The sequence below is a fragment of the Micromonospora sp. WMMD737 genome, assembly GCF_049179055.1.
Lineage (GTDB): Bacteria > Actinomycetota > Actinomycetes > Mycobacteriales > Micromonosporaceae > Micromonospora > Micromonospora reichwaldensis.
Genome location: NZ_JBMHMH010000001.1, coordinates 5,109,138 through 5,134,952, shown reverse-complemented (window position 1 = coordinate 5,134,952; position 25,815 = coordinate 5,109,138). Strand labels below are relative to the sequence as shown.

General features: G+C 72.1%; 33 protein-coding genes. 19 read left to right on the top strand and 14 right to left on the bottom strand.

From position 1 onward, the window contains the following. The first annotated feature begins 102 nt into the window (after window positions 1-102). The 5 genes from ACN27A_RS22660 to ACN27A_RS22640 all read left to right on the top strand — a co-directional run bounded on the left by ACN27A_RS22660 (window position 103) and on the right by ACN27A_RS22640 (window position 2,873). Window positions 103-240, top strand: coding sequence for a hypothetical protein (locus tag ACN27A_RS22660; protein WP_421458753.1), 138 nt, complete (start codon window positions 103-105; stop codon window positions 238-240). Window positions 241-264: 24 nt separating this feature from the next. Continuing rightward, window positions 265-1,668 carry a recombinase family protein gene (locus ACN27A_RS22655; RefSeq protein ID WP_421456689.1) on the top strand — a complete coding sequence of 468 codons (1,404 nt, stop codon included), beginning with the start codon at window positions 265-267 and terminating at the stop codon, window positions 1,666-1,668. 271 nt (window positions 1,669-1,939) lie between these two features. Next, complete coding sequence (locus ACN27A_RS22650) at window positions 1,940-2,233, top strand: hypothetical protein (RefSeq protein ID WP_421456687.1); 294 nt, start codon at window positions 1,940-1,942, stop codon at window positions 2,231-2,233. Between the two features lie 141 nt (window positions 2,234-2,374). Further along, window positions 2,375-2,620 carry a hypothetical protein gene (locus ACN27A_RS22645; protein ID WP_421458751.1) on the top strand — a complete coding sequence of 82 codons (246 nt, stop codon included), beginning with the start codon at window positions 2,375-2,377 and terminating at the stop codon, window positions 2,618-2,620. Beyond that, window positions 2,547-2,873, top strand: a complete 327-nt coding sequence (locus ACN27A_RS22640; protein WP_421456686.1) for a helix-turn-helix domain-containing protein — start codon at window positions 2,547-2,549, stop codon at window positions 2,871-2,873. Before ACN27A_RS22645 ends, ACN27A_RS22640 begins: the two co-directional genes overlap by 74 nt. Before the next feature lie 255 nt (window positions 2,874-3,128). On the opposite strand, the gene ACN27A_RS22635 is transcribed toward ACN27A_RS22640, so the two are convergent. From ACN27A_RS22635 to ACN27A_RS22625, 3 genes are all read right to left on the bottom strand, one after another. After that, a complete protein-coding gene (locus tag ACN27A_RS22635; RefSeq protein ID WP_421456684.1) occupies window positions 3,129-3,275 on the bottom strand; it encodes a hypothetical protein in 147 nt (48 codons plus the stop codon). A gap of 516 nt (window positions 3,276-3,791) precedes the next feature. Beyond that, window positions 3,792-3,929, bottom strand: coding sequence for a hypothetical protein (locus tag ACN27A_RS22630; protein WP_421456682.1), 138 nt, complete (start codon window positions 3,927-3,929; stop codon window positions 3,792-3,794). Between the two features lie 410 nt (window positions 3,930-4,339). After that, on the bottom strand, window positions 4,340-4,525 hold the full coding sequence (locus ACN27A_RS22625; RefSeq protein WP_421456680.1) for a helix-turn-helix transcriptional regulator: 186 nt from the start codon (window positions 4,523-4,525) through the stop codon (window positions 4,340-4,342). Window positions 4,526-4,861: 336 nt separating this feature from the next. Here ACN27A_RS22625 and ACN27A_RS22620 point away from each other — a divergent pair, with 336 nt between their 5' ends. From ACN27A_RS22620 to ACN27A_RS22590, 7 genes are all read left to right on the top strand, one after another. Continuing rightward, complete coding sequence (locus tag ACN27A_RS22620) at window positions 4,862-5,164, top strand: hypothetical protein (RefSeq protein WP_421456679.1); 303 nt, start codon at window positions 4,862-4,864, stop codon at window positions 5,162-5,164. Beyond that, complete coding sequence (locus tag ACN27A_RS22615; protein WP_421456677.1) at window positions 5,164-5,418, top strand: flavin reductase; 255 nt, start codon at window positions 5,164-5,166, stop codon at window positions 5,416-5,418. The genes ACN27A_RS22620 and ACN27A_RS22615 overlap by 1 nt, the downstream gene beginning before the upstream one ends. A gap of 362 nt (window positions 5,419-5,780) precedes the next feature. Further along, the gene (locus ACN27A_RS22610) at window positions 5,781-6,653 is read left to right on the top strand and encodes a hypothetical protein (RefSeq protein WP_421456675.1); all 873 of its coding nucleotides are present in this window, start codon (window positions 5,781-5,783) and stop codon (window positions 6,651-6,653) included. After that, complete coding sequence (locus ACN27A_RS22605; RefSeq protein ID WP_421456673.1) at window positions 6,650-6,865, top strand: hypothetical protein; 216 nt, start codon at window positions 6,650-6,652, stop codon at window positions 6,863-6,865. Before ACN27A_RS22610 ends, ACN27A_RS22605 begins: the two co-directional genes overlap by 4 nt. Window positions 6,866-7,141: 276 nt before the next feature. Continuing rightward, the gene (locus ACN27A_RS22600; RefSeq protein ID WP_311414358.1) at window positions 7,142-7,384 is read left to right on the top strand and encodes a hypothetical protein; all 243 of its coding nucleotides are present in this window, start codon (window positions 7,142-7,144) and stop codon (window positions 7,382-7,384) included. Window positions 7,385-7,477: 93 nt separating this feature from the next. Then, the gene (locus tag ACN27A_RS22595; protein WP_421456671.1) at window positions 7,478-8,473 is read left to right on the top strand and encodes a hypothetical protein; all 996 of its coding nucleotides are present in this window, start codon (window positions 7,478-7,480) and stop codon (window positions 8,471-8,473) included. A gap of 446 nt (window positions 8,474-8,919) precedes the next feature. Then, window positions 8,920-9,888 carry a hypothetical protein gene (locus ACN27A_RS22590; RefSeq protein ID WP_421456670.1) on the top strand — a complete coding sequence of 323 codons (969 nt, stop codon included), beginning with the start codon at window positions 8,920-8,922 and terminating at the stop codon, window positions 9,886-9,888. A gap of 200 nt (window positions 9,889-10,088) precedes the next feature. Here the strand turns inward: ACN27A_RS22590 and ACN27A_RS22585 are convergent, their stop codons facing one another. After that, window positions 10,089-10,262: a hypothetical protein gene (locus tag ACN27A_RS22585; protein WP_421456668.1), complete on the bottom strand. Its 174-nt coding sequence runs from the start codon at window positions 10,260-10,262 to the stop codon at window positions 10,089-10,091. A 151-nt stretch (window positions 10,263-10,413) separates the two neighbouring features. Between ACN27A_RS22585 and ACN27A_RS22580 the strand changes: the two genes are divergently transcribed. After that, window positions 10,414-10,584 carry a hypothetical protein gene (locus ACN27A_RS22580; RefSeq protein WP_421456666.1) on the top strand — a complete coding sequence of 57 codons (171 nt, stop codon included), beginning with the start codon at window positions 10,414-10,416 and terminating at the stop codon, window positions 10,582-10,584. 607 nt (window positions 10,585-11,191) lie between these two features. Further along, a complete protein-coding gene (locus ACN27A_RS22575) occupies window positions 11,192-13,027 on the top strand; it encodes an NHL domain-containing thioredoxin family protein (RefSeq protein ID WP_421456664.1) in 1,836 nt (611 codons plus the stop codon). A gap of 2 nt (window positions 13,028-13,029) precedes the next feature. Here ACN27A_RS22575 and ACN27A_RS22570 read toward each other — a convergent pair whose 3' ends face one another. The 3 genes from ACN27A_RS22570 to ACN27A_RS22560 are packed head-to-tail and all read right to left on the bottom strand — an operon-like array spanning window position 13,030 to window position 15,300. After that, on the bottom strand, window positions 13,030-13,779 hold the full coding sequence (locus ACN27A_RS22570; protein WP_421456662.1) for a LamB/YcsF family protein: 750 nt from the start codon (window positions 13,777-13,779) through the stop codon (window positions 13,030-13,032). Then, entirely contained in the window at window positions 13,763-14,620 is an 858-nt protein-coding gene (locus tag ACN27A_RS22565; protein ID WP_421456661.1) for a biotin-dependent carboxyltransferase family protein, read from the bottom strand. Before ACN27A_RS22565 ends, ACN27A_RS22570 begins: the two co-directional genes overlap by 17 nt. Next, a complete protein-coding gene (locus ACN27A_RS22560; protein WP_421456659.1) occupies window positions 14,617-15,300 on the bottom strand; it encodes a 5-oxoprolinase subunit B family protein in 684 nt (227 codons plus the stop codon). The genes ACN27A_RS22565 and ACN27A_RS22560 overlap by 4 nt, the downstream gene beginning before the upstream one ends. Before the next feature lie 107 nt (window positions 15,301-15,407). Between ACN27A_RS22560 and trhA the strand changes: the two genes are divergently transcribed. Beyond that, complete coding sequence (trhA, locus tag ACN27A_RS22555; RefSeq protein ID WP_421456657.1) at window positions 15,408-16,085, top strand: PAQR family membrane homeostasis protein TrhA; 678 nt, start codon at window positions 15,408-15,410, stop codon at window positions 16,083-16,085. 66 nt (window positions 16,086-16,151) lie between these two features. Here the strand turns inward: trhA and ACN27A_RS22550 are convergent, their stop codons facing one another. Further along, the gene (locus ACN27A_RS22550; RefSeq protein WP_132235282.1) at window positions 16,152-16,436 is read right to left on the bottom strand and encodes a DUF6458 family protein; all 285 of its coding nucleotides are present in this window, start codon (window positions 16,434-16,436) and stop codon (window positions 16,152-16,154) included. Window positions 16,437-16,551: 115 nt separating this feature from the next. On the opposite strand from ACN27A_RS22550, the gene ACN27A_RS22545 reads away from it, so the two are divergent. Continuing rightward, complete coding sequence (locus ACN27A_RS22545) at window positions 16,552-17,091, top strand: SixA phosphatase family protein (RefSeq protein ID WP_421456654.1); 540 nt, start codon at window positions 16,552-16,554, stop codon at window positions 17,089-17,091. A 345-nt stretch (window positions 17,092-17,436) separates the two neighbouring features. Here ACN27A_RS22545 and ACN27A_RS22540 read toward each other — a convergent pair whose 3' ends face one another. From ACN27A_RS22540 to ACN27A_RS22525, 4 genes are all read right to left on the bottom strand, one after another. Continuing rightward, the gene (locus tag ACN27A_RS22540) at window positions 17,437-17,706 is read right to left on the bottom strand and encodes a DUF6458 family protein (RefSeq protein ID WP_013730795.1); all 270 of its coding nucleotides are present in this window, start codon (window positions 17,704-17,706) and stop codon (window positions 17,437-17,439) included. Window positions 17,707-18,610: 904 nt separating this feature from the next. Continuing rightward, the gene (locus ACN27A_RS22535; protein WP_421456652.1) at window positions 18,611-20,467 is read right to left on the bottom strand and encodes an acyl-CoA dehydrogenase; all 1,857 of its coding nucleotides are present in this window, start codon (window positions 20,465-20,467) and stop codon (window positions 18,611-18,613) included. 151 nt (window positions 20,468-20,618) lie between these two features. Beyond that, entirely contained in the window at window positions 20,619-21,746 is a 1,128-nt protein-coding gene (locus tag ACN27A_RS22530; RefSeq protein WP_132235288.1) for a PP2C family protein-serine/threonine phosphatase, read from the bottom strand. Between the two features lie 100 nt (window positions 21,747-21,846). After that, entirely contained in the window at window positions 21,847-22,485 is a 639-nt protein-coding gene (locus ACN27A_RS22525) for a septal ring lytic transglycosylase RlpA family protein (RefSeq protein ID WP_421456650.1), read from the bottom strand. Between the two features lie 229 nt (window positions 22,486-22,714). Between ACN27A_RS22525 and ACN27A_RS22520 the strand changes: the two genes are divergently transcribed. Continuing rightward, window positions 22,715-23,266 carry a phosphoribosyltransferase family protein gene (locus ACN27A_RS22520; RefSeq protein ID WP_421456648.1) on the top strand — a complete coding sequence of 184 codons (552 nt, stop codon included), beginning with the start codon at window positions 22,715-22,717 and terminating at the stop codon, window positions 23,264-23,266. Between the two features lie 41 nt (window positions 23,267-23,307). On the opposite strand, the gene ACN27A_RS22515 is transcribed toward ACN27A_RS22520, so the two are convergent. Further along, entirely contained in the window at window positions 23,308-23,844 is a 537-nt protein-coding gene (locus ACN27A_RS22515; RefSeq protein ID WP_421456646.1) for an alpha/beta hydrolase, read from the bottom strand. Window positions 23,845-23,948: 104 nt separating this feature from the next. On the opposite strand from ACN27A_RS22515, the gene ACN27A_RS22510 reads away from it, so the two are divergent. After that, window positions 23,949-24,380: an ASCH domain-containing protein gene (locus tag ACN27A_RS22510; RefSeq protein WP_421456644.1), complete on the top strand. Its 432-nt coding sequence runs from the start codon at window positions 23,949-23,951 to the stop codon at window positions 24,378-24,380. 90 nt (window positions 24,381-24,470) lie between these two features. Here ACN27A_RS22510 and ACN27A_RS22505 read toward each other — a convergent pair whose 3' ends face one another. After that, on the bottom strand, window positions 24,471-25,352 hold the full coding sequence (locus ACN27A_RS22505; protein ID WP_421456643.1) for an LLM class flavin-dependent oxidoreductase: 882 nt from the start codon (window positions 25,350-25,352) through the stop codon (window positions 24,471-24,473). Between the two features lie 108 nt (window positions 25,353-25,460). Here ACN27A_RS22505 and ACN27A_RS22500 point away from each other — a divergent pair, with 108 nt between their 5' ends. Further along, window positions 25,461-25,781: a PadR family transcriptional regulator gene (locus tag ACN27A_RS22500; protein WP_421458565.1), complete on the top strand. Its 321-nt coding sequence runs from the start codon at window positions 25,461-25,463 to the stop codon at window positions 25,779-25,781. Window positions 25,782-25,815: the final 34 nt, after the last annotated feature.

The following is a 25,815-nucleotide window of genomic DNA, read 5'->3' as shown; positions in this document are numbered from 1 at the left end:
CCGTCGTCTCTCCGGCCGGCAGCGCCGTGGTACGGGAACGGAAAAGCGCCACCTCCCGTACCGTCCGACTTCACGCGAGCCCGACGTGGCAGGCTGGCGGGCATGGCAACGACACCGCGCGTACGTGCCCCCGAACTGCGGGGCCGGCAGTGGCTCAACACGGGTGGGCGAGAGCTGAAGCTGTCCGATCTGCGGGGCAAGATCGTGATCGCCGACTTCTGGACGTCATTGACGGTCTAACGACCTCGTCCCTACGCTCGCCGCATGACCCGCCCCCCTGATCCGCTAGACCCTTCGCGCTGCTGTGCCCTTTACCTGCGCCGCTCGCACCGGAACGCCGAGGGCGACGCCCGCAACGGTCGGTCGCTGGCCGAGCAAGAGAACGAGCTGCGCGACCTGGCCGCTCGACTCGGTCTCATCGTCGTGTATGTCTTCATCGAGCGTGAGGGAACCGGGGCATCCCGGTTCTCGTTGAAGGCCCGCCCCGAGTGGAAAAAGGCCCTGGAGTGGCTCCGAGTCGGTGACCTCTTCCGCACCCTCCTAACTTGGTCATTGGACCGGGCCGACCGCCGAGGCGCGGTCGAGATCGGCAAACTGCTGGACGAGCACGCCGACGGTTCTCGGCGGATCGTCGGCGCGGACGGCACCGACACGGGCGACCCACGCCGCCGGCTGGAACTGATCATCCGCGCCGAGATCGCCCGCGAGGAGGTCGAGAACCTGTCGCGCCGGGTCAGCCGGACGAAGCGATTTCGGCGGGCTGAGGGCCGCTGGCTCGGCGGGCCGCCGCCGTTCGGTCTGCGCATCGCTGACGGCCAACTCGCCCGCAAACCCGATTGCTACCCGGTCGCCCGGCGCATCGCTGACGAGTTGCTCGCCGGGCGGACGATCTGGCAGGTCGTGAAGGGCCTTAACGACGACGAGATCCCGTCCCCTCGCGGTAAATCCTGGGGCATAGGCACAGTCTCGAACATGGTCCGCTCGCCCGGCTGGGCCGGTCTTCAAAGCATCCGCGAACGCACGCCCACAGGCCGATGGGCCACGGTCGCCGAGCCCTTCCGCGATGAGCGCGGGCAGACCGTCAGCGTCGGCGAAGGCGTCATCACCCCGGGCGAGCGTGCCCGCATCCTGAGCGCCCTCGACGGCCGCTCGGCGACCCTCGCTGAGGGCGGGCGGTTCGTCCGGCGTGGCGACCGGCGCTCGGCTGCGCTGCTGGCCGATGTCCTGCGCTGCCCCGAGTGCGACGGTCGGACGGCGCAGAGTGGGGCCACCGGTAAGAAGGTCTACCGCTGCGGGCGGTACGGCAACGGCCGAGGCTGCGCCGGATTCACCGCCCCCACCGCCGAGACCGACGACGCCGTGTCGCTCGCCTTCCTTCGCCGCCTCGCCGCCCTGGAGCCTGGTGACCCGTTGCTAGAGGCCGTCGCCGATGCGTGGGTCGCCCGCGTCGCCCCAGACGACATAGCCGCCCGTGACGCCGCCCAGGACGCCCTAGACGCTGCCCGCGCCGACCTCGCCCGCGTGCGCCGTCTCGCCGCCTCGGGGGCGTTCACCGAGGAGGACGCCGCCGAGGTCATGCCCGAGCTGCGCGCGAAGGTTAAGGCCGCCGAGGACGCCTTAGCCCGTATTCCGATCCCGAGGCAGATATTTCGCCCCTCCTCGACCTAGCGCAGAGCGTACCCGCGTTCTTCGATTTGCCCGAGCGCGAGCGCGCGGATCTCCTCGGCCTCGCCGTCGCCAAGGTCACCGCTACCCGCGCGGGTACCCGTGGCGTACGTTTCAAGCCCGCCGAGCGACTGCTGATCACCTGGGCTGACGGTACGACCTCGCGACCCAGCGCCTGAGACCCCACCCGTACCAACCACCAAATAAGGCAGGCCCCCGGCCGAGCGATTCCGCCGCCGGCTGGAGGCCCTAACGGAACACCGGAGGTTCCGCTATGTCCAACCCTATCCGCTGCTACGTCGCCGCCCCCGCCCGCAGCGCCGCCGCGCTTGCCGCCGCCGTCGCTGCCCTGCTCGCCGCCGGCTTCCTCGTCACCTCGGCGACCTTCGTCCCGTCCTCGGCGAGCGTTGACGATCTGCTCGCCGCTGCTGACGACGACCTCGCCGCCGTTGCGTGCGCGGACCTGGTCGTGACCCTGCCGGGGTCGGGCGACCTCTGGGAGCCTGCCATGGCCGAGGCGTTCGGCGTGCCAGTCGTGGCCCTGGCCGAGGCCCTGAGCGAGGTCTAACCCGCCGGGCGTCCTCGGGCGTGCCGCCCATACGCCGCCCGAGGACGCCCGAGCCCCGCCCGAAGTACGCCCGCGCCCGCCCGCCTCCGCCCGCCGTGCCGCCTGGCGCCCGGCGCTCGGAGGCGCTGCCCCTGGTCGCGGTTGTCGGCACCGCCCGAGTTGCTGGCGGTGCCGCCCAGCATCGCCGAGAGCGTGACGGCGGTGCTGGCTGAGACGCCCGAGGCCACGCCCGCGCAGATCGCCGCCCGCCTGGGCGTGTCGGAGCGCAACGCCTGGCGCAGCATGCCCGCGCTGCCCTGGGGCCGACCGGTACGTGTCCGATCGGCCCCGGCGTGCACGCCCGCCGTCCGGGGCGACGCCCGAGCGCGTCAGGCAGGCGGGCGGTGACGCCCGGAGCACGCCCGACACACGCCCGAGGACGTCAGGCGGTACGCCCGCCCCGCCCGATCCGGTGGCGGCACCGCCGAAGACTGCCGACAGGGTGTCGGCAGTGCTGGCCGAGACGCCGGACGCGACCCCGGCGCAGATCGCCGCGCGGCTGGGCGTTAGTGAGCGGACAGTCCGCCGGTACCTGCCTGCCGACAAGGTGCCGACACGGCGCCGACGGCCGGCGCCAGTGCCGGCACTGGCGACCGCCTGACCCACCCTCGGGGCCGACCGGACACGCGCCGGTCGGCCCCGGCCGTCGAAAGGATGCCCCATGCCCTACCGCGAAGCGCCCATGGACGCCGTATGGCCGCCGCCCGGCCCGATCCCGCGCCGGATGCCGGATGGGTCAATCTTGGTCCGGCGGATGGGCCTCACGCCTGACGGCCCCGTGCAGGCCGGGTACGAGGTGCTGCGGCCCGATGATGACGGCTTCGCGGCGTGGTCGTCCTTCCTAGACAACCTGCCGTCACCGGACTAGCAACGCGAGAAGTGCGGTCACCGCGCCGAGTACGCCGGCCAGGCCGCCGAGGACGCCCGGGACTGTCCGGAGGTATTCGAGGGTCACGCCGTGCCGGTCGCGCGGCGTGCTGCTGGTCTGCTCTTCGGTCGTCATGTCAGGGGACGGTACGGACGCCGCCGGCTTACGTCCTGCGGCCGATTAGCGCTGTAGCCCACGTGCTGTAACGGGAACGTTGGCAGTGAGTATGGGATGCGTACCCATTGTTACCCGTAGATGTCCGGCGATGGGCCTAGCTGCGGATGATCTAGCCGCTCGGCGGATGCTTGGCTTCGACCGATCGCCGTGCAGATGGCGCGAAGACCGACAGCGCTAGCGCTGTAGCGGCGTGTCACCCAACGCGAAGCGCCCGCCCCCGGCGTGGGGACGGGAGCTCTCGCGCACCGGGCAGTCGACAGCACCCCCGGCCTGCGATGCCTACACCGCAGGGCGAAAATCTCCGCCACTGCGTTGACTCATTCCTGCGGGGACCTACACTCGGGATGTAGCGAGTTGTAGCGCTCTAAGCGCTACAACGCGCTACACCGGAATAAGGGCTTAGTCGCCTAGGGCCTCTGACAACTCATGGCGACGGCTTGTGGTTGCTGGCGTGGGCTCGTCAACCCGGTTGGGTCAGACGGGTCCACCCCGCATGAAGTCCCTGATAATGCTGGCAACCTTCAGCGCCCAGTACGTCACTTGCAATGAGATCGCTGTGCCCATCGCCCCGCGCTGCCATTTGCTCAGCACGAAGGGCGGGTTCAGGATCATCTTTCTACTCTGGCGCTTCCTCCCTCTGCTCGACTTGATCACCTCCCTTCGGCCCCTCCTGCACCTTTCGGCGCTGACGACCACGACGGGACAGGCGACGGCCTCCTTCACACGAGCAGCAGTTGCCGCCTTCGATACCGGCTCGGTAGTCGAACCCAACCTGTAGGCGACTCACGCTGTTTCCAGTGGTGTATCCATTCCAGACCGTCGCGGGTCGGAGGTCAAGTCGGTCGGTGCGCCCGACGCGTCACCCGACCCTGTCTGAGCAAGCTCCGGACTGAATGGAAATGAATACGGCTGAACGGAGAGCCCCAGTCGGCACCAGCTTGTGCCCGACATCACATGGCACCCCGCCAACGCGCAGTGGCTCCGCGACAGCCTCTGGCGGTGCGTCCGTCGGCATTTTCGCCTCAGCCGGGCTCTTCGTCCGCGAGCCGCTGTCCACGCCGCTGCGCGTACGCCCGGACCTCGGCGGCATCCCAGATGCGGCCCACGGTCAGCGTGTCGATGGGTGCGGGGAAGTCGGGCCGGTCAACCAGGATCGCGGCGCGCTGGCGCGAGACGCCCAGGTGGTGGGCAACCTCTGAAAGCGCCATAACTCGCACGGGCGGACCTTCCGGCGACACGGGTAGGCAACTTGTCACCGAGGGGGTTGACTACCTGTCAACGGTCAGCCAATGTGACGGTATGCCCACGCGCCGTACACACAAACCCGTGCCGCTCGCCCCACGCCACCGCCGGACCTGGCGGTCGCTCTGGCGCCGTTGCTCGTGTGGCCTGACGGCTCCCTGCCCTGACCGATTCGCACCTGCCCCTGCCCGCGCCACCGCCCGCGCCCCGCGCTGGAACGCCCCGACGCGCGAGGTCGACACCATCGGCCGCGCCGGGCGCCTGACCCGTGCCGGGGCCTTCCGCGCGAACGGGGGCCGCTGGTGACCGCTCCCGCGTCCGCCCTGCGCCGGCTGAAGGCCGGTGACGTCGTGTGGTTGACCCGCGAGGCTTCGCCGCAGTTCGTGACCCCGCTTCGCGTGCGCGTGATCCGCGAGATCCCGGAGCGCTACACGTACGACGGGTGGACGTGGTTCGAGGGCTATCAGCTCGACGGGAAGGGCGGCGCCGTCGCGAAGCGCGAGCTGTTCGTCCGGCGCGAGGGGGTCCGCTGGCTCGACGCCCCGCCCGCGCCCGTGCGAGCCGTCCGCCGGCCGCTCCCCCGGACGCCCGCGCGGGTCGGCTGATGGCTCCCCGCCGCATCCTGCCGCACCTACCGTCCCGGCCTACCTGGCGCTGCCAGTCGTGCGGGATCGCATGGCCCTGCTCTCCGGCGAAGCTGCGCCTCCTCGGCGAGTACCGCGAGAACCGGACGGCCCTCATGGTCTATTTGGAGACGCTGAAGGCCGAGGCCGCCGAACAGCTCGCCGAGTTGGACAGCGGCACGCCGCCGGCCGACCTCGCCCGGCGCTTCCTGCACTGGGCGACGCCCGTTCTTTGACGCCCGGCCCGGGTTCGTTGCGCCCGAACGGCGTTGGACGCGGGGCGGGCTTCGCCGTGTCGGCCGCCGAGGGGGCGCCGGGGATGGCCCGAGAGTTACGGAAGGCGTCACGAGTGACGTTCTGGGGTTCTCTCTCATAGTCCTGTTAGACGACGACGCCGCCGCCTTGAAGAGGTAATAGAGGGTGACGTCGGAACGTCACCTGTGACGCCTTCCGTAACTCCCGCCCGCTCTTCACCCTCCGGCCAACGGCCCGCGTGAACAGCCGCCGCCTGCCTGGCCGACTCATCTTGTGACCACAGCCGACCCAAGCCCGCCGCGCGGCACCCGCCGCCCTGGCGTACCCGACGAACGGAGTAGCCGTGGCCGCAGCCGATGGCCCCTTATTAGATCCCGCTGACGCCCTGGCAGCCCTCCGCGACAGAGGCCGCGCCGGGTCTCGTGCTGACGCCCCCTGGCGACGTCGGCTCGACGCCGGGTACACGGTCGAGTTACCCGCACCCCGCGTCCTCGCCCGCGTCTTCGCCGCGCCGACCCTCGCCGCCGGTCACGACCTCTTCGCCAGCGGCAGCGCAATCCTTCGCCGCCGTGCCGGCGAGACCCGCGACCCGTGCCCCGAGGCGTTCGACGTCCTCGCCGATGAGTTACGCGCTGCGCTCGAAGTGCTCCCGGTCCGCCCCGATGCCGGCCGCCCGTACACCGACCTTCAGAAGTACCTCCTCGACGGCGACCCCGGCGAAGTTGCCGGCTACCTCTGCGATGCCATCCGCGCCGTCCGGGTAGCTGCCCCTCGCTGGCGCCCCCGGATCGAGCGCCGCGAGCGACCCGCGCAGCGCAGCGCCGCCGAACGTCAGCGGGCGTCCCGCGCCGGACGCCGGGGCGCCGAGACCGAGTCGTCCCGAGTGTGGTTAGCGACCTGGCGCGAGGAGACCGAACCCGGCACGCGCGTTGCCGCCCCCGCGCTGTACGACCGGGCCGCCGCCGACATCGGCGAATGGGTCGAGACCTACCGCGACGACCCCGCCGGCTGGGCCGAGTGCGAGGCCGAAGACGGCTTCCCCGCTGTCCCGGCCGTCCCCGGCCCGCGCACCTTCTACGCCGTCGCTGACGACGCCCTCGGGGGCCGACAGCGTGGCACGGGCAACGCGCGCGTTTACACGGTCCCCGCGACCGCCGCCGAGCTGATTGACCGAGTGCAGAGCATGTCCGACCGGGAGGGGCTGAGGGCAGCATGACCGCGATTCAGGCTGAGACGTTTGCCGACGCTGTGCTTCAGCGCTGCGCCGAGCTGCTGTACGCCGAGATGCGCCCGCAGATCGAGAAGACGGCCGGCGCCCGTCAGCGCGCCCGTAAATCCGCGGTGGCCCCCCGCCCGGTTCCTCGCGCGTCCGGCGGGTCCGTCGTCAGCCTGAACGCGTATCGCACGCGCAAGAGCGCCGCTGCGTAGCTCGAACCCACGACAGACGGAGAGGCCCGGCCCGTGAGGCACCGGGCCTCTCTCCATTCCCCGCGTCGGCCGCCCAGGGGCGGTGTCGGTCGACGCGGTCAGCCGCCCCGGAGTCACACGGGCGCGTCTCCCCGTGGCCGGGGCCCGCGTGTGTCTCTTCCGCGTAGGCCCCGGCTACGAGTCGACCCACCGCCCCGCCCCGTCGAGAGGTCCGCCATGCCCGCCCCACCCCGCCGCCCCGCACCCGGGACCGTCGCCCGCGTCCTTGCTCAGTACGTGGCCGGTTCCAACGCTGGAACAACGCACGCCAACACGTCACGCGTCGCGCGCCTGCTGCGCGAGCGAACAGGCTTTCCGTACGCCGCTGAGGACATCGCGCCGACCCTCCATCTGGCCGCCCCGATCCTGACCGGCACCTACGGCGTCCACGCCGACTACGTCCCAAAGGTCGCGGGCGGTTGGCGCTGGCGGTTGAGCGTCACGCCGTATGCCCCCGGGACAGGCCCCGAGACCGCCTGACCGTCCTTGCCCCACCTGGCCTATCTGACCGCCCCCGACCACCCCGCAGAGACCGTCTCTGCGGGGGTCGCAGCCCTACCCGAGGAGACATTCGTGACCGCCCCTGAACCGACGACTGCCCCCGCCCCAACGCCAGGACTTCCGCAGCCGATGCTTACCCCTGGCGCGGGTGCTGCCTTCTACGACGGCCCCGCGTTCAACCCGGCTGACGTCGTGGCGCAGCTTCCGCCGCGCCCGCAGACCGGCACCTACCACGACCCGGGCGACTTCCGGGACCCAGCCGAGCCGATCGCCCCGCCGACCGGCGTCGAGGTCCCTGCCGACCTGGCTGCCGCGCTGGCCGAGTACGACACCGCGCGTGCCGCGTGGGTTGCCGCCGTCGATGCTGTCGACGAGTACCGCACTGAGGCGCGGGCGTCCCGCGCTGCGCGCGAGAAGGCCATTCGAGACGCCGGCCAGGCTGCCGCCCGTGGCGCAAAGCGGCCGGCGATCCCTCCGGCGATCAGTGAGGCCGACGAAGAAGCCGAGGTCCGGATTCGGTCCGCCGTGGTCGAAGCCCGGCGCCGCGAGGCGAGTGACGCCGCACGGAAAGCGGACCGCCTGACGATGACCTATGCCGCCGGCTGGGCCGCCGAGGTAGTCGCCCGCTTCGGCCCCGCCCTGGACGAAGCGACGGCCGCCACGCAGGCCGCCTACACGGCAGCTCAGCGCGCCGAGGGAATCCTGAACCAGGCTGCCCACTGGCGGGCGTTGGCGCTCGCCGCCGAGCTGGAAGCCAAGGGCGTTCGGGTCAGCGAGCATCAGCGGGGCCGCCTCTTCGGCGACTTGCTGGACGCGTCCCGCACCCATCACTACCGGACCGCCGAAGGTCAGCACCGCGCGCCGACGCAACTGCTGAACACGGTGCACGAGGCGATCGGCACCCTTCGCGGCTGCAATCCCGGCGCCGTCCCGCACCCTGACGCGGTGATGATCCCTGGCGAAGTCGCCGAGGCTCGTGAGGTGTGGTGGGCCCTGTACGACAAGGCGAGCCCCGAGACCCAGCGGGCCTACCGCGAGCGGCACCCGCGTAGCTTCCCGCCCCGGTAACGCAGACGGGAGGGGCCTCGGAGAACCCGGGGCCCCTCGCCGACCTTGGCCCCGCCAGCGCTACCGCCCGTCCCTGCCACTGGCTGTCCCGCGTCCGGTGGTTCCGTCGCCGGTTGGTCCCGTCCATCGGCCCTGCTGCCCCGCCCGTCCGGCGCCACCCGAATCAACGGCGGCGGTGTCGACGCCCGGCGCAGCTCTTGCCCGCCGGCCACCGCAGCCGAGGCACCCCGCGAGCGCAGCGAACGCGCGAGCCTGAGCGTCATCCTGGCGCGCTGTGACCCTGCGTGCTTGTCACTCTTTGTGCAACACCCTGGGGGGTGGCCCCCCTCCCGCCCTGGCCCCGCACCGAAGCGGCATAGCATCTCGCCCTGCGTACGGGCATAGAGGTCAAAGTCATACATAGCAATGCGTCAGAAGGACTTGCTGTGGCCCGGTAGCCTGGCTTCGTGACTAACCCCGAGAATGCCCATCATGCGGAGGAGAGCGCGGCGGCCGGCGCGGGCCCTCGAAAGGGCGGCGGTAAGCGTAAGGCGGCTGGACAACGCATCGTCGGACAGCGAAGCGCCCAGATGGCAAATTATGTCAAGCGGAAGCTGTCTCGTCCGCCTGTCAAGCGCGGCAGTTCCGTGCCGGAGCGAATTCGCGACTCGGCTGGCGATGACCGGGGTCGCACCAAACCGAAACCCTCGTCGGCGCAAGTGCCACTGATCGATCAGGTTCGGAATGCGGTGCGGCCGTACATCGTCTCGACCGAAAGATCGCTGCGATTCCCCAAGGTTCGCGTGTCGACGGCGAGGACACGGACGACCTTCTACGTCGGGAGCCGGGGTCCGGCCGTGGGCCACGACGAGCGCTCACCTTTGGATGATATTTCGATCGTTGTGTACCTGGACACTGACGACGAGGCAGCCATTGCACGGACGCTTGAGCGGGTTGATGCTCTCCGGCACCTTGCCGGATACGGTCCCGAGGCAGACATCAGCGTGCGACGCGGGTCCATCTTTCGGCGTTCTCGGGCAGCTGTGTCACGGGTCTTTTCCTCCCGTGAAGTCAAAGACCGGCTCGTCAAGCTGGAGCGGGCGGTTGAGCTAACCGTTGTAGATAGCCGGCAAGCGGAGTATGACAACACCGAGGCCGACGCGGTGCAGAAATTGCTTGAATCGCTTCAGGACATCCCTCGCGCATGCATGCGCGTCGGTTCCATCTTCGTGGTTAAGTACCAAAGTGGCGGCGAATCTGTGATCCTCGTGCGAAATCTGTCCCAGATGGAGATTCGCGCGCTTGAGCGTTTCCCCGAGATTCAAGCCAACCCAGAGCGTGCCTTTAGCGGCCTTGCCACCGCCGTCGAATCAATGGATGAGGTTCGGGCGCAGAACGAATCGATTCATTTGCAGAGAGCAACCGAAGAGATCTAGCCCGGAGGCTGTGTCCGAGGAATCGCCCATTCCCGTGATCGGCAACTCCTGATCGCCACCTGGGCGACAAGAACCATCGAAGCCCCCTTATCCGGACCGCGCCCGGGTGAGGGGGCTTCTTGCGTTTACACGCCTATGCGAAGCGCCCCGCTCCCGGTTCGCGCGCGGGGGCGGGGCGCCTGACAAGCATAGCGACTGTCCTAGCTGGATTCCTCGGCCGCGATCTCGGCGAGCCGGGCCGCCTCAGGGTCGGCGAACTCACCGAGCGCAAGTGCGATCCGCCCTTCCTCGAAGACCTTCCGGCCCGGTACCGACGCCCGGTTAACCGTGACGACGGCTCCCGCCCATTCCAGCAACACCCGGCGTCCGTCCACGTCCCGCGCTCCCCACGCTTCGGCGAAGGTCTGTCCAGTCTCAATCCGGCGCACCTCGGTCAGCGCCGTCGCGGGAAGCGCCTCGCGCTCGACGTGAAGCGCGGACAGCCGCGCCGACGGTTGGACGGTCGAGACGGTTTGGCTCGCGGCCGTGCGGTACGTCCGCGCTCACGAACTGCGCCGGGGCGGAGCCCGCGCGGCCTGGCTGGCGTTCGCCTCGGCGTACGACGCGGCGACCGGCGCGAAGCTGAAGCGCGAAGAAATCTGCATGCGCCTTGCCGGCGTCGACCCGCAACACGAGGCGTGGGCGGTCGCCCCGTGAGCGGCCCTTAGAGCGCTCAGGAGGTCGCCCCCTGCCCGCGCCCCTGGCCGCCTGAGATCGGCCGTCCTGACCCGTCTCTCAGAGGGCGGAACGCACGCATACGACGAAGCCCCCGCCCGGACGTGGTCCGTGGCGGGGGGAGGGGCGTTCTGTGTTTACACGCAGCGACACACCGTCCCACGCTTTGTCGCCGCCTCGGGCTACGTTGTCCCGTATGGCCTCTGCCGTCACCGCTGCACCCCCTCTAGGCCGACGGGCCACCGCCCCGACTTTCGCCGACGCGGCCAACTGTCCGGTTACAGGCTCACCCGCGACGATCGTCGTCGGCGACGACGCCTACCCGGCGGTTGTGGTCCGGGCCGGCCTCACCGCCGTGACCGTCCGCCGTGTCGAGTCTGGCGAGCCTCACCGGAACCGGGATCACACCGCCCTAATTGCGGTCGGCGATCTTTCACGACCCGTTGGCCCCCCCGAGGTCTATCGCCTGCGGGACGGCCGCTACCGGACGGCGTCCGCAGTGTTGACCTTCGGAGAGGCGGTGTCGCGTACGCCTCTCCCGCCGCCCCGTCGGGCCGGCTGGGGGCCGCTGGTGCGGCACGATGGGGTCATGAGCGCACGCGTACGCGCCCCTGAGCTACGGGGCCGGGCCTGGCTGAACACAGGTGGGAAGGCCATCCGTTTGGCTGACCTTCGAGGTCGTATAACCGTCTTAGATTTCTGGACCTTCTGCTGCATCAACTGCCTGCACGTGCTCGACGAGCTGCGCCCGCTGGAGGAGAAGTACGGCGACGTGCTCGTCGTGATCGGCGTGCACTCGCCGAAGTTCGAGCACGAGAAGGACCCGGACGCGCTGGCCGCCGCAGTGGAGCGGTACGGCGTCCACCACCCCGTGCTCGACGACCCCGAGCTGGACATGTGGCAGCAGTACGCCGCCCGCGCCTGGCCCACCCTGTCGGTGATCGACCCCGAGGGCTACGTGGTGGCGACGATGGCCGGCGAGGGTCACGCCGAAGGACTCGCCCGCCTCGTCGACGACCTGATCGCCACCCACGAGGCGAAGGGCACCCTGCACCGGGGCGACGGCCCGTACGTCCCGCCCGCCGAGCCGCAGACCACGCTGCGCTTCCCCGGCAAGGCGGTGCTGCTGGAGAACGGCAACCTGCTCGTGTCCGACTCGGCCCGGCACTCGCTGGCGGAACTGGCCCCCGACGGCGAGACGCTGCTGCGGCGGATCGGCACGGGCAGCCGGGGCCGGGTCGACGGCCCCGCCGGGGCGGCCACCTTCTCCGAGCCGCAGGGGCTGTGCCTGCTGCCGGCGCACACCGCCGAGGTGGCCGGCTACGACCTCGTCGTCGCCGACACCGTCAACCACCTGCTGCGCGGCGTACGCCTGGCGGACGGTGAGGTGGTCACCGTCGCCGGCACCGGCCGGCAGTGGCGCTCCACGGTCGACGACCACTCGCACGACGCGCTCTCGGTCGACCTCTCCTCCCCCTGGGACCTGGCCTGGTACGACGACAAGGTCGTCATCGCCATGGCCGGCATCCACCAGCTCTGGTGGTTCGACCCGGTGAAGCGCACCGCCGGCATGTACGCGGGCACCACCGTCGAGGCCCTGCGCGACGGCCCGCTGGCCGAGGCGTGGATGGCGCAGCCGTCCGGCCTCTCCGTCTCCGCCGACGGCGCCCGGCTCTGGGTGGCCGACAGCGAGACCAGCGCGATCCGGTACGTCGAGAACGACGTCATGGGCACCGCCGTCGGGCAGGGGCTCTTCGACTTCGGGCACGTCGACGGGCCGGCGGCGGAGGCGCTGCTCCAGCACCCGCTCGGGGTGTGCGCGCTGCCGGACGGCTCGGTGCTGATCGCCGACACGTACAACGGGGCGGTCCGCCGCTTCGACCCGGAGAGCAACCGGGTCTCGACGGTCGCCGAGGGGCTCGCCGAGCCGAGCGACCTGGTGCTCACCCCGGCCGGCGAGGTGCTCGTGGTGGAGTCCGCCGCGCACCGGCTGACCCGGCTGGCGCCCGGCGCGCTCTCGGCGGCCGGCGCGAGCACCGTCGACGGCCCCCGGCACCGCACCGAACGCAAGCCCACCGACGTGGCGGCCGGCGAGGTGACCCTGGACGTGATCTTCACGCCCGCGCCGGGGCAGAAGCTCGACGAGACGTACGGCCCGTCGACGCGACTGGTGGTGTCGGCGTCGCCGCCGGAGCTGCTGCTGGAGGGGGCGGGGACCGGCACCGAGCTGTCCCGCCGGCTGGTGGTCGACGGCACGGTGGCCGGGGGCGTGCTCCAGGTGACCGCGCAGGCGGCAACCTGCGACGCGGACGTCGAGCACGCGGCCTGCCACCTGACCCGGCAGGACTGGGGCGTACCGGTCCGGGTGGTCGAGGGTGCCGCCGCCCGGCTCCCACTGGTGCTCAGGGGCTTGGACGACGCCTGACGTCACGCGAACGGAGCGAGCGTCACCCCCGCGTCGATCAGGGCGGCGCGCACCAGTTCGGCGCAGCGGACCGCGCCGGGGGTGTCGCCGTGCAGGCAGATCGACTCGACCGGGCACGGGACGACGCTGCCGTCGACCGCGACCACGGTCCGCTCGGTGGCCATCCGCACGACCCGGGCGGCCACCTCCTCCGGGTCCGTGACCAGCGCCCCGGGTGCGGTGCGCGGCACCAGCGAGCCGTTGGGCAGGTAGCCCCGGTCGGCGAAGCCCTCGGCGACCACCCGCAGCCCGGCGCCGGCGGCGAGCTGGGCGAGGACCGAGCCGGGCAGGCAGAGCAACGGCAACTGGTCGTCGTAGTCGCCGACCGCCGCGACCAGCGCCGCCGCCTGGGTCTCGTCGCAGGCGGCGGCGTGGTAGAGCGCCCCGTGCGGCTTCAGGTAGCGGACCCGGGTGCGGAACAGCCGGCAGAACGCGTCCAGGGCGCCGAGCTGGTAGGTGACCTCGTCGCGCAGCTCCGCGAAGGCGTACGCGATGTGCCGCCGGCCGAAGCCGGCGAGGTCCCGGTAGCCGACCTGCGCGCCGACGGCCACCCCGCGCTCGGCGGCGCCCTCGCAGACCCGGCGCATGGTGGACGCGTCGCCGGCATGGAAGCCGCAGGCGACGTTGGCGGAGGTGACGAGGTCCAGCAGCGCGGCGTCGTCGCCGAGTCGCCAGATGCCGAATCCCTCGCCGAGGTCAGCGTTGAGGTCCATGGAACCTGACCGTAGTCCCTGGCCGCGCCTGCGCGAGCGGGGTCACGTCGTCCACCACCCCGACGACGGGGTACCCACCGGTGGTCGGATGGTCGGCGAGAAAGATCAACGGTTGGCCGTCCGCCGGGACCTGCACCGCCCCGAGCACGATGCCCTCGCTGGGCAGTTCCCCGGCCACCGCGCGGGGCAGCGCCGCGCCGGTGAGTCGCGCGCCGACCCGGTTGCTGACCGGGCTCACCGTGTACGCGCTGCCGAACAGCCGGTCCAGCGCGGTGGCGGTGAACCAGTCGTCGCGCGGGCCGAGGCGCACGGTCAGCCGCAGCTCGGCCGGGGTGGGCGCCACGACTGTGACGTCCACTCCGGCGGGCGGTCCGGTCGGCACGCCCAGCGGCAGCTGGTCGCCGTCGCGCAGTGGCGGCGGGCCGAGCCCGGAGAGGGTGTCGGTGGCGCGGCTGCCGAGCACCGGCTCGACGTCGATCCCGCCGCCGACCGCGAGCCAGTTGCGCAGGCCGTCGCGGGGCGGGCCGATCCGCAGCACGGCGCCCGCCGGCACCGACAGCGGCCGACCCACGTCACCGGGGCGGTCGCCGACCCGCATGGCGGCACCGGCACCGGTCACCGCGACCGCAGTCGCGCGGAGGAACCGCAGCTCGCAGCCGGTCATCGTGATCTCCAGGCCGGCGGCGGACTCCGGGTTGCCGACGAGCCGGTTGGCCAGCCGCAGCGCCGCCGGGTCGAGCGCGCCCGACCGGGGTACGCCGAGGTGCGCCCAGCCGGCCCGGCCCAGGTCCTGGACGGTGGTCAGCGCCCCGGCGCGGAGCACCTCGACCACCGGGTTCACGCGGCCACCAGGCGTACCCGGGTGCCCGGGGTGAGCCGGGCGGGCGGGTCGGCGTGCACGTCGAAGAGGCCCATCGTGGTACGCCCGACCAGCAGCCAGCCGCCGGGCGAGGCCGCCGGATAGATTCCCGCGTACGGGCCGGCCAGGGCGACCGAGCCGGCCGGCACCCGGGAGCGCGGAGTGGGCAGCCGGGGCACTGCCAGTTCGGCGGGGAGCCCGGTGAGGTAGGCGAACCCGGGGGCGAAGCCGCAGAAGGCCACCCGGAACGGGGTACGCCGCAACCGGTCGACCACTGCCGGCACGTCCACGCCCCAGTGCTCGGCGACGAAAGGCAGGTCCTCCCCGTCGTACGTCACCGGAACCTCGACCAGTTCGGCGGTGCCCTGGGGAACTTCCCCGGCGACGGTCGGCGCGCCGGCGGTCGGCGCGGCGGCCGTCCCCGGCGCGGCGGCGGTCCTCGGTGCGCCTGGTCGAGGCGGCCAGGCGGCGATCTGCTCGGCCGCCGTGGCCGGGTCGGGCACGCCGTCGAGCAGGACGGTGGTGGCCGCCGGCACGATCTCGACGGCGGTCAGCTCGCCGCGTTCGCGCCGCCGCCACAGCTCGGCCCGCCACGCCTCCACCTGGTCGGCGTCGGCGCAGTCGATCAGCAGGGCGTGGGCGCCGACGGGTCGGATCCGCATGCCGTCATACTCCCCGACCGGCGCACCGCACCAGAGGCGGTCGGCCGGCGTCCCACGTGACCGGACGCACTACTTGAAAGTAACCTACGGTGCCGTAACCTAATGGCGTGACCACCCCCGCCCCGCTTCGACTCAAGCCGGTCGACATCGGTAAGCCCCGGATGCGCGGCTGGCTGCACACGTACGCGTTCTTCGTCGCCGGACTCTGCGGCATCGTGCTCAGCGCGGTCGCCGCCACCCGACCCGGCTGGGCCCCGCTGGTCAGTTGCCTCATCTACAGCCTCACGGTCTGCGGGCTCTTCGGCACGAGCGCGCTCTACCACCGGCGGGTGTGGTCCGAGCGCGGCTACCAGATCATGCGCCGGATGGACCATTCGATGATCTTCGTGTTCATCGCCGGCACCTACACGCCGTTCTGCGTACTGCTGCTGGAACCCCGGCCGGCCACGATCATGCTGGCGCTGGTCTGGGGCGGCGCGCTCGCCGGCGTGGCGCTCAAACTGGTCTGGCCGCACGCCCCGCGCTGGGTCTCCGCGCCGCTCTACCTGGCGCTCGGCTGGGTCTCGGTCGCGATGCTGCCCGACATCCTGCACCAGGGTGGCGTCACCGCCCTGGTGCTGCTCATCGTGGGCGGCGCGATCTACAGCGTCGGCGCGGTCTTCTACGCGCTCCGCCGGCCCAACCCCTGGCCCACCGTCTTCGGCCATCACGAGTTCTTCCACGCCTGCACGCTCGTGGCCGCGCTCTGCCACCACATCGCCATCTACTTCGCCCTCTTCGCCTGACGGACACGCGTCCGGGGGCCCCGCCGCGTGGCGGAGCCCCCGGAAAGAAGATGTCCCGTCCTGACGTCAGACGGTGCGACGCGGCTGACGCACCTCGCGGTACTCCTCCACGACCCGGTCGTCCCGCACCGGCACGACCTGCTCGGCGACCACGCGCTCACCGCGCACCGGGGCGACCACGGCCCGACGGCGCGAGTTCCAGAAGTGGAGGGTGAGCAGCAGACCGGCCACGCCGGCGAGCATCAGCACCCAGCCCACCACGGCCAGGTTGAGCCAGCCCAGATCCGCTTCCACGGCGAACGCGAAGATCGCACCCAACGCGATCAGGAAGATACTGCCACCAAAGCCCATCTCGTCGCCTCCTCGGCTGTCCCTTGGCGTTTCCTTCCGCCGCGGCCATCGGTGAGGTTGCGGCATCCATCGACTTACCCAGGCGCTCTGATCGCCAATCGGGCAAGCTGAGGACATGACCGACGCTTCCGCCCGGGGACGCACGCTGGTGCTGCTCCGGCACGCCAAGGCCGAGCCGCCCGGCGAGGTGGTGCCGGACGTGCAGCGTCCCCTGGCCGTACGAGGTCAGGCCGACGCGGCGGCGGCCGGCGCCTGGCTGGCCAAGCACGACCTGCTGCCGGACGTGGTCATCTGCTCGGCCGCCCGGCGCACCCGGGAGACGTGGCACGGCGTGGCGATGGGCATGACCGGCTCCCCACCGGAGGGCGGCTCGGCCGGCCCCGCTCCCGTCGTGCGCTACGAGGCCGACGCGTACGAGGCGCACCCGGAAGACCTGCTGACACTGGTCCGGGACGTGGACCCGACCGCCCGCACGGTGCTGCTGATCGCGCACAACCCGGGCATCTCGCTCCTCTCGGCGCTGCTCGACCCGGATCGGGCGGACCAGGACGGGATGCGCACCAGCGACGTGGTCGTGCACCGGCCCGACGTCGACTGGCCGGAACTGGGGCCGGGCAGGGCACCGATCACCGACCGGCACACCGCACGCGGCTGAGCCACCCGCCGGTACGTGGCGGGTGGCTCAAGACGGTGGTGATGACTCAGGCCGGCGGCGCCGTCGGCGGCTCGGTGGCGGTGGCGCCGTCGGTGTTCAGGCCGGTGGCGGTGGCGCCGTCGGTGTTCAGGCCGGTGGCGGTGGCGCCGTCGGTGTTCAGGCCGGTGGCGGTGGCGCCGTCGGTGTTCAGGCCGGTGGCGGTGGCGCCGTCGGTGTTCAGGCCGGTGGCGGTGGCGCCGTCGGGCGCGGCGGTTCAGACCAGTGGCGCCGTCGGGCGCGGCGGTTCAGACCAGTGGCGCCGTCGGACGTGGTGGCTCAGGAGGTGGTGCCGCCGGACGCGGTGGCTCAGGACGGTGGCGCCGTCGGCGGCGGCGGATCGGGCGGCGGTGGCATCATCGCGGTCGGGTGCGAGAGCCGGTTCTCCTCGACGATCAGGGTCCGCGCCCGCTTGCGCCGGTCCTGCCAGAACCAGAGCGTGGTGAGCAGGACGCCCAGCCCGGCCAGGATGAACACCCAGCCGACCGCACGCAGGTCGACCCACCAGACGTTGGCTCTGATGGCGAAGGTCAGGATCGCGCCGATGGCGATCAGGAAGATTCCGCTACCAATGCCCATGTGCGCTGCACTCCCCCGTGCGGTGGCTCTGGGCGTTCTCTGACGTGGCTTCGCGACGGTTACCCGCCACACCGCCCGGCTACCCGGATGGCGTCCCCAAATAGCCGGCGGAAACCCCCATCGGCGGGCCAGCCACGCTCTTCCCACCCGACCCGAATGCACGCCACGACTACACACCGTGACGGCCGCTCCGGAATCCGTGCCGCCACCGACCGTAACCACGGCCACCAGACAGCACCATCCCGCAGAACGGGCATAACGCCTAACTGCCGACCACTTGGGGCGACCTGACGCCCCCACCGGCACCCCTCCGCAGACGCTTTGCTCTGCATCCATGGACGCAACAGGCACCCAGAGTTGCTGGTGCCTCGGTGGATGCAGAGCAAAGGGCGGCGAGGGGCAGGTCGGAGAGGCGGCCGGTTGATGACGCTGCGTGATCGGCTTGACCCTCAGAACCACTCCGCCCAGCCCCGCCCACACCCGGCCGGGGCCCAGCCCCGCCCAGGCCCGGCCCCGCCCCTGCCCGACCCTTCCGCACCCTCTGCCTGTTGATCATGAGGTTATTGCCTTGGAATGGGCTTTCCGTGGGCAATAACCTCATGATCAACGTGCGCGGCGCGACACGGAGGGGCGGAGGGGAGGGGCGGAACCGAACTCGCGCGAAGGGCGGAGAGAGCGGAGGGGGCGGGAGCGCGCTCGCGCGAGGGGCGGAGAGGGCGGGGAGCACGCTCGTTCGGGGGTAATTCGCGCGCCTCCGACGACACCACCGGCGACGTCCGGGGCGCTTTCCGGGCCGGCGGGTGGACGACGACGGCCGGCGAGCTGTTGCCCGCCGGCCGTCGTGCCGATCATTTCCGGGTCGTTCCCGGCCCCGCCGCCGCGCCGTGGGGCGCTACGGCATACCTCAGAAGGCTTCCTCCGGAAGGTCCATGACGTCCAGGTCGGTGCTCTCGACGATCCGCCGATCGGCGCCGATGCGGGGCAGCACCTCGCGGGCGAAGAAGCGGGCGGCGGCCACCTTGCCGGTGTAGAACGCCTTGTTGGCGGCGGAGACCTCGCCGGCCAGGGCCTTCAGGGCCACGTCGGCCTGCTTCTGGAGCAGCCAACCGACGACCAGGTCGCCGATCGCCAGCAGGAAGCGGCGGCTGCTCAGGCCGACCTTGTAGAGCGCCCGGGTGTCGCCGCCCTGCGCCTCGCCCAGCCAGCCGGTCATGACGCCCAGCATGGTCTGGATCTCGGCGAGCGCCTTGCCCAGCGCCAGCCGCTCCTCCTTGAGCTGACCGTTGCCGGCCTCGGTGGCGATGAACTCCTGGATCTCGCCGGCGACCGCCATCAGGGCCTTGCCGTTGTCCCGGACGATCTTCCGGAAGATCAGGTCGAGGCTCTGGATCGCCGTCGTGCCCTCGTAGAGGGTGTCGATCTTCGCGTCCCGGACGTACTGCTCCAGGGGGTAGTCCTGGAGGAAGCCGGAGCCACCGAAGGTCTGCAGCGACTCGTGCCCGAGCAGCTCGTACGCCCGCTCCGAGCCGACGCCCTTGACCAGCGGGAGGAGCAGGTCGTTGACCCGCTTGGCGAGCTTGGTCGCCTTCTCGTCGCCCGCCGCCTCGGCGATGGCGACCTTGTCCTGCCAGGTGGCGGTGTAGCAGACCAGGGCGCGCAGGCCCTCGGCGTACGCCTTCTGCAGCAGCAGCGAGCGGCGCACGTCCGGGTGGTGGGTGATCGTGACGCGCGGTGCGGTCTTGTCCGCCATCTGGGTCAGGTCGGCGCCCTGCACCCGGCTCTTGGCGTACTCCAGGGCGTTCAGGTAGCCGGTCGAGAGAGTGGCGATGGCCTTGGTGCCGACCATCATCCGGGCGTTCTCGATGATCATGAACATCTGCCGGATGCCCTCGTGCTTCTCGCCCAGCAGCCAGCCCTTGGCCGGTACGCCGTGCTCGCCGAAGGTCACCTCGCAGGTGTTGGAGACCTTCAGGCCCATCTTGTGCTCGACGTTGGTGGCGAAGACGCCGTTGCGCTCGCCCAGCTCACCGGTGTTCTCGTCGAAGTGGTACTTCGGCACCACGAAGAGGGAGAGGCCCTTGGTGCCGGGGCCACCGACGCCCTCGACGCCGACCGGGCGGGCCAGCACGTAGTGGATGATGTTGTCGCTCAGGTCGTGCTCGGCGGACGTGATGAAGCGCTTCACGCCCTCGATGTGCCAGGAGCCGTCGGGCTGCTGGATGGCGCGGGCCCGGCCGGCGCCCACGTCCGAGCCGGCGTCCGGCTCGGTGAGCACCATCGTGGAGCCCCACTGCTTGTCGGCGAAGAGCTTCGCCCACCGCTTCTGCTGCTCGGTGCCCTCGACGTGCAGCACGTGCGCGAAGGACGGGCCGGAGGAGTACATCCAGACGGCGGCGTTGGCGCCGAGGATCAGCTCGGCGAGGGACCACACGAGCGCCCGGGGCGCGTTGCTGCCGTCCAGCTCCGTCGGGAGCTCCAGTCGCCAGAACTCGGAGTTCATGAACGCCCGGTACGACTTCTTGAACGACTCCGGCAGTGGCGCGGTGTGCGTGGCCGGGTCGAAGACCGGCGGGTTGCGGTCGCTGTCCGTGTAGCTGGCGGCCAGATCCTCACGGGCGAGGCGGTCGACCTCGGCGAGGATGTCGCGTGCGGTGTCGACGTCCAGGTCCGTGTACGGCTCCTGGCTGAACGCCTGGTCCGCCCCGAAGACCTCGAAGAGGTTGAACTCGAGGTCCCGAAGGTTGCTCTTGTAGTGGGTCATGCTCGCTGGCCCCGCTTCCGGACAGGTGTTACCGATCAGTAACTCCAGACTGTATTACCGATGGGTAGGCAGCGACAAGCCGATCACCGAAGTGACGGCGATTACACACCTGTCGATCGGGTTGCGGAAGCGGGCGCCGAGCGGGCCCGGCTCAGCTCTCGGCCGCGCCGACTTCCCAGCTGGGGACGGCCACCGTGGCCGCGCCGCGCGAGCCCGTGTACTCCATCAGGACCAGGGCGATGTCGTCGTCGAGCCGGCCGTGCACCCACTCGACCAGGGCGGTCTCCAGCGAGGCGAGCCCGTCGCCGACGGTGCCGTGGCCGAGCAGCCGCCAGGCCCGGTCGGCGGTCGGGAAGAACTCCCCGTCCCGGCGGGCCTCGCCGAGCCCGTCGGTGAAGAGCAGCAGCCGGTCGCCGGGCTCCAGCCGCTCGACCCGGGGGCGTACCACCGGCATGAAGCCCAGCGGCGGGGCGGGGGCCGGCGGTTCGAGCGGGATGACGGCGCCCCGGCGCAGCAGCAGCGGCGGCGGGTGGCCGCAGTTGACGATGGTGAGCGTCCCGCCCCGCTCCTCGACCAGCGCGGCGGTGACGAAGTCCTCGTCGCCCACGCTGCGGGCCACCGCCCGGTCCAGGTCGGTCACGACGGCCCGCAGGTCCGCCCGCTCGTACGCCACGTGCCGGTACGAACCCAGCACGATGCTGGCGAGCCGGACCGCGTCGAGGCCCTTGCCCCGCACGTCGCCGATGATCATCCGCACCCCGTACGGCGTGTCGACCGCCTCGTACAAGTCGCCGCCGATCTCGGCGGTGGCGGTGGACGAGATGTACCTGGCGGCCACCGAGAGCGTGCCGACCTGCGGCCCGAGCGGGCGCAGCACTGCCTGCTGGGCGACCGAGGCCAGCCGGGACAGCTCGGCGATGCGTTCGGCCTGCCGCTGCCGTACGGCCGCCGTGGCCACCGCGATGGCGGTGCCCAGCGCGATGCCCGCGACGGCGACCGTGGTGGGCAGCGCCACGGTCTCCTCCCAGAGAGCGAAGCCGGCCCCCAGGGCCGTGGCGGCCAGGCCCACGCCGAGCACGATCCGCCACGACGCCAGCGCGGCGGTCAGGAACGGCGCGGCCACCATGAGCGCGATGTAGTTCGCCGGACGGCCGTCGGCCAGTTCCACGGCCGAGACGATCGCGAGCAGGACGAAGGCCGCGCCGAGGCCGGCGCGGGATCCGGGGCTCAGTGGGCCGGGGCCCGACTGGAAGGGTCGCGTGCGTACGAGGGACAGCATGCCTGATGTACGTGAGCGGGTGAATGAACCTGGCCCGTCGTCCGAGCATGTTCTGCCCACCCGGACCGTGTCGCCGGACCGATCGCCACCCGGCCGACGCTCAGCCGAGCACCTCGTAGCGGACCTCCACGTGGCCGGCGTCGAGCGGGGCGATGCCGGCGAACGCGGCCCGGGACAGGTCGAGGCAACGCCCCTCGATGAACGGGCCACGGTCGTTGACGCGTACCGTCACGGACTTGCCGTTCGCCGGGTTGGTGACCCGGACCTTCGTGTCGAACGGCAGGGTCTTGTGGGCGGCGGTCAGCGCGGACGGATCGAAGTTCTCGCCGTTGGCGGTGAGCTGCCCCTCGGAGTAGAACGACGCGCCGCACGAGCCGGTGTCGACGACCGGGCGGGCGGTGCTGCTCTTCGTCGCGGCGGGCTTCGGCGCGGCGGTGCGTGGCTTGCTCCGGGAGGGGGCCTGGGCCGACCGGCTGGCCTTGGGGCTGGCGGTCGCGCTCGGCGACGCGCTGGCGCTCGGCGAGGCGGCCGGCGGGGCGGCCGGGCTGCTGGGGGCCGCGCTGGTCGGCAGGCCGGTGGGCGCGAGGTCGACCGCGGCCGGCCGGGCGGGCTCCGCGTCCGAGGTCAGCTGGACGGCGCCGACGGTGCCGCCGACGGCGAGGGCGACCCCGACCGCTGCGGTGGCCGCGATGCCGGCCGGCGAGGAGAACATGCGGGTACGGGAGTGCCTGCCAGCCACCGGCCCGGTCCTTTCGTCATCTGAACAAACCGGGTCGGACCGTAACGAGAGAAGCACATCCGAAGTCAACGTGATCATGGCGGTATGACCGTAATTGCAGTGATACGTGTACCCGATCATCCGATCCGACGTGGGCCGGGCGGCCCGGGTGCGGGGCGGACGCCCGGCCCGGTCCCGTCGGGGTCACCCACCCGGCGACCAGCCGGACCGCGTGGCGCAGGATGGGTCCATGCCCTCCGAGCTGAGCGGACGCCTCGCCGCGCTGGTCAGGTGGATCGATCCCGGCCCCGGCGCCACCCACCTGGTCAGCGACGTCTCCGGCTGGTGGCGGGACCCGGAGGTCCTCGCCCGGCTGGGACCGGCCCTCGTGGAGCCGTTCCGGGCCGCCCGGCCGACGGTGGTCGTCTCGCCGGCGGTCACCGGATACCTGCTCGGTCCGCTCGCCGCGACGGCGCTCGGCGTCGGCTTCGTGCCGGCGCACAAGCCGGGCGACGGCCGGCTGCCCGCCGGGGCACTCACCTGGGCGCAGAGCCCCCCGGACTTTCGGGGCCGACGGGTCGACCTGGCCGTGCGGGACCACGGCCTGCGAAGGGGTGACCGGGTGCTGGTGGTGGACGACTGGGTGGCCACCGGGGCACAGGTGCGCGCGCTCTACGAGATCTGCGCCGCGCGGGGCGCGGAACCGGTCGGCACCGCCGCGGTCGTGCTGGACTGCCCCCCGGCGATCGCCACCGAACTGCGCGTACGGGGGCTCGTGGACGGGGCAGATCTCACGGCTTGACCTGAACCTCGGTTCTTGCTCGCCGCCGCCGGCCATGCCGGTCACCTGATCCGGACGAAGTCCTCGACGGCCGTGCAGACCCGGCCGAGCGCCTCCGCCGAGCGAGCCAGCGGGCCCGGCACCATCAGCGCGTGGTCGGCCTGCTCGATCTCCACCACGTGCGGGGTGAGCCGGCGGGCGAGCGGGCCGTCCCAGGACGGGTCCGCCGTGCCGCCCACCAGCAGGAACGGCGCGGTGGCGCGGCGCAGGCCGTCGACCACGGCGGGCACGTGCAGCAGCGGGGTGAGCCAGACGGCCGGCAGCCCGCGGTCGGCCGCGAGCGGCGTGGCCATCGAGCCGAGCGACTTGCCCACCAGCAGGTGCGTCGGCTCGGCGAGGGTCGGGGCGACCTGCCCGATCACCCATTCGATGGCCGGACCCGGCCCGTCGCGGTCGGGGGCGAACTGCTCCGGCACCTCCCACGAGAGGGCGTGCAGGGCGTAGCCGACGCGGCGCAGCGCCTCGCCGGCGTAGACGAAGAGCGGGAACCGGGTGTCGTAGCCCCGGCCGGGGATGAGCACCGCGCGCCTGTCCGCCATGCCGCCTCCCGATCGTCGCCCCACCCACCGTAGCGCCCGCCACACCGACGGTGGGGGCGGAAATGCCACGACGGGTGATCGACGGCGACGGTACGGTCGGCAGGATGTGGCCTCGGATCGGTGGACTGCGCACCCTCGCCCTCGGCACCCCCGGTGAGCTGCGTACGCGGCTCAACGCCCTGGTGCTCGCCGGAGTGAAGACGGCGACCGCCGGGTTGACCACCGAGTACGCCGAGGAGGGCGAGGAGCTGGAGCACGCCGGCGAGCGGCTGGCCCTCGTCGACGACGGGGACGCGCTGGTCGGCGTCGTGGAGGTCACCGGCGTCGAGGTGGTCCGCTTCGCGGACGTGCCGTGGGACTTCGCCCGCTCCGAAGGGGAGGGGGATCGTTCCGTCGAGGAGTGGCGCGCCGGTCACGCCGCCTACTGGGCGCGCGTGGGCACCCCCGTCACCGACGACAGCGAGGTCGTCTGCATCCGGTTCCGGCTGGTCTCCGGCGGCGACGGCGGCATCACCACCGGAGACCTCGGCACCTGAGGGCGCCGGCTCGACGCGCCCACCGGGCGGCCGGGCTGACGCCCTCGGCGGAGGCGACGCGGCGGCCCTGGAGGTGGCGGAGGCGCCTGGTCAGGCGTGTCGCAGCTCGGGCAGCAGGCGGGTGGCGACGTCGGCGAGGACGGCCTCGTCGCCGGCGTACCAACTGCTGGCCCGGGGCCAGTGGGTGACCACGTCGGTGAAGCCGAGGGCGGCGGCCCGGCCGACCTGGTCGGCGAAGAACTCGGCGCTGCGCAGCGAGAAGACCGGCGCGGAGTCGAGCGAGAGGTAGCGGTCCAGGGTGCCCGGGTCGCGGCCGGCGGCGGCGAGCGTCGCGTCCATCCGGGCGGCGGCCTCGGCCACCCCGCCCCACCACCCCTCCAGGTCGTCCACGTCGGGGCCGGTGGTGACCCAGCCCTGACCGAACCGTGCCACCAGCCGCATCGACCGGGGCCCGTTGGCGGCCATCACGAACGGCACCCGGGGCGTCTGTACGCAGCCCGGGTTGTTCCGCGCGTCCACGGCGGTGAACCACTCCCCGCGCCAGGTCGTGCCGTCCTCGCGCAGGATGAGGTCGAGCAGCTCGGCGAACTCGGCGAGCCGGTCCACCCGCTGGCGCGGCGGCAGCGTCTCCCCGCCCAGCACGGCCGAGTCGAAGCCGATGCCGCCGGCGCCGAGGCCGAGCAGCAGCCGCCCGCCGGAGACGTCGTCGAGCGCGGTGACCTGCCGGGCGAACGCCGCCGGGTGACGGAAGTTCGGCGAGGCTACCAGCGTGCCGAGCCGGATCCGGGAGGTCACCGTCGCGGCGGCGGTCAGCGTGGTCACGGAGTCGAACCACGGGCCGTCGACCAGGTCCCGCCAGCCCAGGTGGTCGTACGTCCAGGCGTGGTCGAAGCCCCACTCGTCGGCCTGCGACCAGCGGCGACGCGAGTCGGACCAACGCTGGTCGGGAAGGATCACGATGCCAATCCGCATGATCGCCAGCCTAGGCCTCGTGGCGAGGGGCGGACCAGGCCGTCGCGGGTCGGGGGCGGGCCTTGACCATATATCGATGATCTGAATATTGTGTCGCCCGTGACCGCGATGCGAGAGCCGACCTTCCTGATCCTCACCGCGCTCGCCGGTGGCCCCCGGCACGGCTACGGCATCATCCGCGAGGTCACCGCCCTGTCCGCGCAGCGCGTCACCCTGCTGCCCGGCACCCTCTACGCCGCGCTCGACCGGCTGCACGCCCAGGGGCTCGTCGCGCCCGACCGCGAGGAGACCGTCGACGGCCGGCTCCGCCGCTACTACCGCCTCACCCCCGACGGGATCCGCACCCTCGACGTCGAGACCGCCCGGCTGCGCCAGCTCGCCACCGCCGCCGAGAGCCGGCTGCGCGCGCTCCGCCCCGGCACCGCCTGACCGCCCCGCACCCCCGTCTGCCGCACCCGCACCG

Excerpts from the sequence above, each read along its gene's own strand:
- ACN27A_RS22660 (WP_421458753.1), top strand. The coding sequence starts at position 103 with ATGGCAACGACACCGCGCGTACGTGCCCCCGAACTGCGGGGCCGGCAG.
- ACN27A_RS22655 (WP_421456689.1), top strand. The coding sequence starts at position 265 with ATGACCCGCCCCCCTGATCCGCTAGACCCTTCGCGCTGCTGTGCCCTT.
- ACN27A_RS22650 (WP_421456687.1), top strand. The coding sequence starts at position 1,940 with ATGTCCAACCCTATCCGCTGCTACGTCGCCGCCCCCGCCCGCAGCGCC.
- ACN27A_RS22635 (WP_421456684.1), bottom strand. The coding sequence starts at position 3,275 with ATGACGACCGAAGAGCAGACCAGCAGCACGCCGCGCGACCGGCACGGC.
- ACN27A_RS22630 (WP_421456682.1), bottom strand. The coding sequence starts at position 3,929 with ATGATCCTGAACCCGCCCTTCGTGCTGAGCAAATGGCAGCGCGGGGCG.
- ACN27A_RS22625 (WP_421456680.1), bottom strand. The coding sequence starts at position 4,525 with ATGGCGCTTTCAGAGGTTGCCCACCACCTGGGCGTCTCGCGCCAGCGC.
- ACN27A_RS22615 (WP_421456677.1), top strand. The coding sequence starts at position 5,164 with ATGGCTCCCCGCCGCATCCTGCCGCACCTACCGTCCCGGCCTACCTGG.
- ACN27A_RS22605 (WP_421456673.1), top strand. The coding sequence starts at position 6,650 with ATGACCGCGATTCAGGCTGAGACGTTTGCCGACGCTGTGCTTCAGCGC.
- ACN27A_RS22575 (WP_421456664.1), top strand. The coding sequence starts at position 11,192 with ATGAGCGCACGCGTACGCGCCCCTGAGCTACGGGGCCGGGCCTGGCTG.
- ACN27A_RS22570 (WP_421456662.1), bottom strand. The coding sequence starts at position 13,779 with ATGGACCTCAACGCTGACCTCGGCGAGGGATTCGGCATCTGGCGACTC.
- ACN27A_RS22560 (WP_421456659.1), bottom strand. The coding sequence starts at position 15,300 with ATGCGGATCCGACCCGTCGGCGCCCACGCCCTGCTGATCGACTGCGCC.
- ACN27A_RS22550 (WP_132235282.1), bottom strand. The coding sequence starts at position 16,436 with ATGGGCTTTGGTGGCAGTATCTTCCTGATCGCGTTGGGTGCGATCTTC.
- ACN27A_RS22545 (WP_421456654.1), top strand. The coding sequence starts at position 16,552 with ATGACCGACGCTTCCGCCCGGGGACGCACGCTGGTGCTGCTCCGGCAC.
- ACN27A_RS22540 (WP_013730795.1), bottom strand. The coding sequence starts at position 17,706 with ATGGGCATTGGTAGCGGAATCTTCCTGATCGCCATCGGCGCGATCCTG.
- ACN27A_RS22535 (WP_421456652.1), bottom strand. The coding sequence starts at position 20,467 with ATGACCCACTACAAGAGCAACCTTCGGGACCTCGAGTTCAACCTCTTC.
- ACN27A_RS22530 (WP_132235288.1), bottom strand. The coding sequence starts at position 21,746 with ATGCTGTCCCTCGTACGCACGCGACCCTTCCAGTCGGGCCCCGGCCCA.
- ACN27A_RS22520 (WP_421456648.1), top strand. The coding sequence starts at position 22,715 with ATGCCCTCCGAGCTGAGCGGACGCCTCGCCGCGCTGGTCAGGTGGATC.
- ACN27A_RS22515 (WP_421456646.1), bottom strand. The coding sequence starts at position 23,844 with ATGGCGGACAGGCGCGCGGTGCTCATCCCCGGCCGGGGCTACGACACC.
- ACN27A_RS22510 (WP_421456644.1), top strand. The coding sequence starts at position 23,949 with ATGTGGCCTCGGATCGGTGGACTGCGCACCCTCGCCCTCGGCACCCCC.
- ACN27A_RS22505 (WP_421456643.1), bottom strand. The coding sequence starts at position 25,352 with ATGCGGATTGGCATCGTGATCCTTCCCGACCAGCGTTGGTCCGACTCG.
- ACN27A_RS22500 (WP_421458565.1), top strand. The coding sequence starts at position 25,461 with ATGCGAGAGCCGACCTTCCTGATCCTCACCGCGCTCGCCGGTGGCCCC.